Source organism: Hydrogenimonas sp. (genome assembly GCF_029933015.1).
GTDB lineage: Bacteria > Campylobacterota > Campylobacteria > Campylobacterales > Hydrogenimonadaceae > Hydrogenimonas.
The window spans coordinates 1-4,580 of the sequence record NZ_JAOZOZ010000131.1 but is presented as its reverse complement, the minus strand read 5'-3'; the positions used below and the strand labels follow the sequence as shown (position 1 = coordinate 4,580).

Genomic DNA, 4,580 nt, shown 5'->3' with positions numbered 1-4,580 from the left:
ATGACCAATGACCAATGACCAATGACCAATGACCAATGACCAATGACCAATGACCCACTCACCCCTTCACCCGATAGAGCACCGAAAAGAGCAGCGGTACGAAATAGAGATTCAGCACCGTCGCCCAGATGAGTCCGAATCCCAGCGTGACGGCCATCGGCTGCAGGATCAGCGCCTGGCCCGAGGCGAAGAACATCAGGGACGAGAGCCCCAGCACGGTCGTCAGTGAAGTGAGCAGGATCGGGCGCAGACGCAGTTTCGCCCGCTCCAGCAGTTCGTCGATCGTTTTGGCGTGCTTGATGAAGTCGATCATGATCAATCCGTCGTTGACGACGACGCCCGAGAGGCCGACGATGCCGATGAGACTGGGCATCGTCAGGTTCATTCCCATCACCAGATGGCCGATCAGCACCCCGAAAATCGAAAGAGGGATCGTCGTCAGCGTGATCAGCGGCAGCGCGACGGAGTCGAACATCCACACGAGCGCCACGAATATCAGAAAGAGGGCGATGACCGCCGACTGGATGATCTCCTTTTTGACCGTTCTGTTCTCCTTCTCCTCCCCTTTGATGTCGATCGTGACACCCTCTTTTTGCAGCTTTTCGAAGAGGGGTGCGAGTCGCTCCATCACTTCGCCGGAAGTGATATATTTTTTGTTCAGGGAGGCGTAGACCGTACTGACCCGTTTGCCGTCGACCTTGAAGATTTTGGCGAAACTCTTTTTGTGCCCGATATCGACGATGTCGGTCAGCTTCACCCACTGCATCGTTCCGGGTACCTGCAGTTCGAACCCTTCGAAACGCTCCAGGCGGTCTTTGCGGCTATCCTGCAGCCGGATGCGTACCAGCCCCTCGTCGTTGAACATCTTGCCGTACTCCCCTTCGAGGAAAAAGGGCTGCAGCGACTGTGTCACGATCCCCTCGTCGAAACCGAGCGTCTGGCCGTAGCGGTTGACGCGGAGCTTCAGCTCCTCTTCGCCGGGTTTGGCGTCGTCGGTGATGTTCTCGACCCCCTTCATCCCGTGCAGCGCCTCTTCCACCCTTTTCAGAGCCCCGGCCACCTTTTCGGTGTCGCCGCCGAAAGAGAGCTCGATATCGCTCTTGACGATGCCCGCCTGGGGGACGATGACGTTGATCTCCTTGAAAAGCGGTCCGTAGCTGTCACGCTTTTTCCGGAAAGGTTCGACGATCTTCTGGATCCGCTGCGCGATCTCCTGGGCCGAACGGGTCCGCATCATGTCGTGATCGTCGTACTCGGGACTGAGGTAGGGGTTGATATATCTGTCGAAAAAGTTCTGGGGTACCGGCTCGTGAAGATTGACGAAGATATGGAAGAGATTGTCGGCGTGCTCCCCTTTGTTGTTGCTGTCGACCTTCAGCCCGATGACCGCCGTGATGGAGGAGACATCCTTTCTGTCGAGCCCCTCCAGCAGCGCCTTTTCCAGCTGCGAGACGATCTTTTCGTTGTCCACGAGGTCGTTGTTGATGTCGACTTCGCCGTTGACGTAGATCTGCGTCGTGTCGAAATCGGGAAAGAGCTGGAACTTGCTCTGTTTGGCCAGCAGCCAGGTACCCAGAAGTATGGCCCCCACCATCAGAGGGAGCGAGAGAAACCGGTAGTGGACGAGGGGTTTGAGAATCTTCCGGTAGATCTCGTAGTTTCGATCCCAGAAGCGGCGGGTGAAACTCATCTCGTGGGTCGGCCGCAGCATATCCTTGGCGTGCAGCGGCAGAAAGTAGAAGGCTTCGAAGAGCGAACTGAGCAGCAGTACCGTGATCATCACCGGCAGCACCTTGATGAACTCTCCCAACTGTCCGCTGAGCATCAGCAGGGGCAGAAAGGCGAAAACCGTCGTCATCGTCGCGGTGAGTACCGCCGGAAACATCTCCACCGCCCCTTTCAGCGCCGCCTCTTTGGGGGGCACGCCCTCCTCGATGTAGCGGTAGATGTTCTCCGCCACGACGATCGCCTCGTCCACCAGCATCCCCAGGGCGATCAGCGCCCCGAGGAGTGTGAGCATGTTGAGACTGTAATGCAGGATCTCCAGCGCCACGAGACCGATCATGAAGCTGACGGGAATACCGATGGCGACGACCAGTGCGATCCGGGCGTTGACGAAGAGCAGCATCGATAGAAAGACCAGAAACAGGCCGAAGATGATGTTGGAGACGACGGTGTTGAGGCGGTTTTTGATCCATACGGAAGTGTCGGTGTAGACGTCGAACGTGAGATTGGGGTACTTGCTCTTGTACCCCTCCAGTATCCGCCTGATCTCCTTGGCCAGGGCGATGGAGTTGCCCTCTTCGGACTTGCTCACCGAGATCGAGACGTTTTTGACGCCGTTGAAGTGTGAGATCTCCTCCGGTTCGCTGAGCTGGAATTTCACCGAGGCGACATCTTTGAGATAGATCGTCTTGCCGTCGACTCTCAAAATCGTGTTTTCGAGCCGCTTCGCCTCCTTCTCGCCGTTGATCGTACTGATGAAGTAGTGCTCTCCCCGCTGCTTCACGGCACCGATCGGAAAGATCGACGCCAGCTGCGAAAAGGCGTTGACCAGAGCGTGCTGGGAGATTCCCAGCGCCTTGACCTTTTCGCTGTCGATGAAGATGTCCAGTTCGTCGTCGGCGTCTCCGTAGATCACGATGTCGCTGAGATCCTTGAGGTTGGCCAGCTCGCTCTTGATCTCGTCGGAAACGTTCAGCAGCTCCTTTTTCTCCACGTTCCCGGCCACGGCGATCAGGACGAGGGGGAAGTTGCGTTTTGCGATCTTGGCGATCGGTTCGTCCATGTCGGCGGGCAGGTCGCGCCGGATGTTGGCGACGATGTCCTTGGCGTCGTCCAGTGTCAGGGAGGGTTCGTTGCCCGGTTTGATGTCGGCTCCGATCGAGAAGGAGCCGTTTTTGATCACCGATTCGATCGTATCGATCTCGCTCAGATTCTTCAGACCGTCCTCGATCGTATGGACGGCCATCTTGTCCAGGATGTCCGCGCTCGCACCCGTGTAGTGTCCCGTGATGATGACACGGTCGAGGGTGCCGGGCGGAAAGATCTCTTTGGGGATGTTGTGGTAGGCGAAGATCGAAAGCACCAGCAGAAAAACGAGAAAGATGTGGTTGAGGATCGGTTTTTCGATCGAAAAGCGTATGAATTTCTCTATCATGGAAGCGTTCGCATCAGAAGATCGTATCGAGGATCTGGTTTTTGACCTTCAGACCTTCGACTTTTCGTTTGAGGAGTTTGTTCTCTTCCAGAAGCGCCCCGTACTGGGTCTCCAGTCGGTCGATGGCACGGCTTTCGTAGTAGATCGAATTTCTCAAATAGATCTTCGGCAGCAAAAGGAGGAGAGCAATGGCAATAGAGATTATGACCAAGAGTAAAAACTGCCAGTCAGCCGTGCCGTCGTAAGTGGCCTCACTGATAGTATCGGCCAGTTCCGATTTTTCTTTAACGGTCGTGGAGGTCGATTTTTCTTCGGAAGCTTTTTTCTCTTCGTTTTTCGCCAATTTCCTACCTCTCTTCAAATCTGAAACATCGCAGTTTGGCGCTGCGGCTTCTGGGGTTTCGCTTCACCTCTTCGGCTTTGGCCGTGAAGGGTTTGCGTCCCAGCATCCTGCCCAGCGCGTGATCGCCGCCACAGGTGCATCGGAACGCTTCGGGAGGACAGATGCAGGCGGTGCTCCATTTTTTGAAGCGCTGTTTGACCAGCCTGTCTTCCAGGGAGTGGAAGGTGATGAGCCCCACCACCGCTCCCGCCGGAGGATGGGCTTCCAGCGCATCCAGAAGCCGCCGGATCTCTCCCAGTTCGTCGTTGACCTCGATGCGGATCGCCTGAAAGAGCGCCGTGGCGGGATTGGTCTTTCCTCGCTTGGGAAGCACCCTGCCCAGAATCTCCGAAAGCTCTATGCCGCTTTCGATCGGCTTTTTCGCCCGCGCCTCGACGACCGCTTTTGCCGCCTTTCTCCAGGCACGTTCCTCGGCGTACTCCCTGAAGATGCGCTCGAGCTCCTCGGGCGGATAGCCGTTGACGACGTCGTAGGCCGAAAAACCGGCTTCGGGATTCATCCGCATATCGAGTGTCTCCGACTGGAAACTGAACCCCCGCTCCTTTTTGTCCAGCTGCAAAGAAGAGACGCCGAAGTCGGCCAGGATACCGGCGACGGGAAGTTCCAGAAGCTCGGGCAGCAGATCGGAAAATCGACCCCTGCGCGCCTCGAAACGTTCTTTGAAAGGCTCCAGCCGCTTCGTCGCGAAGGCGATCGCCTCGGGATCCTGGTCGATACCCACGAGACGGATCTTCGGAAACTTTTTCAAAATCGCCTCGCTGTGACCGCCGTACCCCAGCGTACAGTCGATGAAAACCCCCTCTTCGGGCATCGCTTCGAAACACTCGAGCACTTCGTCCAAAAGCACGGGGATATGGGGGATTTTTTCGTTCATACGGCATCCGAATCTTTTTGCGAATTATAGCTTATTCTCAGAACCCATCTCAAAAATCCCCATAGGCGGTAACGGAAGCGATTTTGCCTCCTGTCGCGGCGGTTCGACGCAGGCGTGGCCAAAGCCACGTCAAGGAGAACCAA

Annotated in this window: 3 protein-coding genes; all 3 read right to left on the bottom strand. The window is 56.4% G+C overall.

Annotated features, from left to right (window positions below):
• Positions 1 to 58: 58 nt before the first annotated feature.
• Genes Q1K23_RS07965 through rsmH form a run of 3 tightly spaced genes read right to left on the bottom strand, consistent with a single transcriptional unit; the run spans position 59 to position 4,437 of the window.
• Positions 59 to 3,160 (bottom strand): efflux RND transporter permease subunit, encoded by a 3,102-nt coding sequence (locus Q1K23_RS07965; RefSeq protein ID WP_300363640.1) that lies wholly within the window; start codon positions 3,158 to 3,160, stop codon positions 59 to 61.
• A gap of 13 nt (positions 3,161 to 3,173) precedes the next feature.
• Positions 3,174 to 3,503: a hypothetical protein gene (locus Q1K23_RS07960; protein ID WP_300363639.1), complete on the bottom strand. Its 330-nt coding sequence runs from the start codon at positions 3,501 to 3,503 to the stop codon at positions 3,174 to 3,176.
• Between the two features lie 4 nt (positions 3,504 to 3,507).
• On the bottom strand, positions 3,508 to 4,437 hold the full coding sequence (gene rsmH / locus Q1K23_RS07955) for a 16S rRNA (cytosine(1402)-N(4))-methyltransferase RsmH (protein ID WP_300363637.1): 930 nt from the start codon (positions 4,435 to 4,437) through the stop codon (positions 3,508 to 3,510).
• Positions 4,438 to 4,580 lie beyond the last annotated feature (143 nt).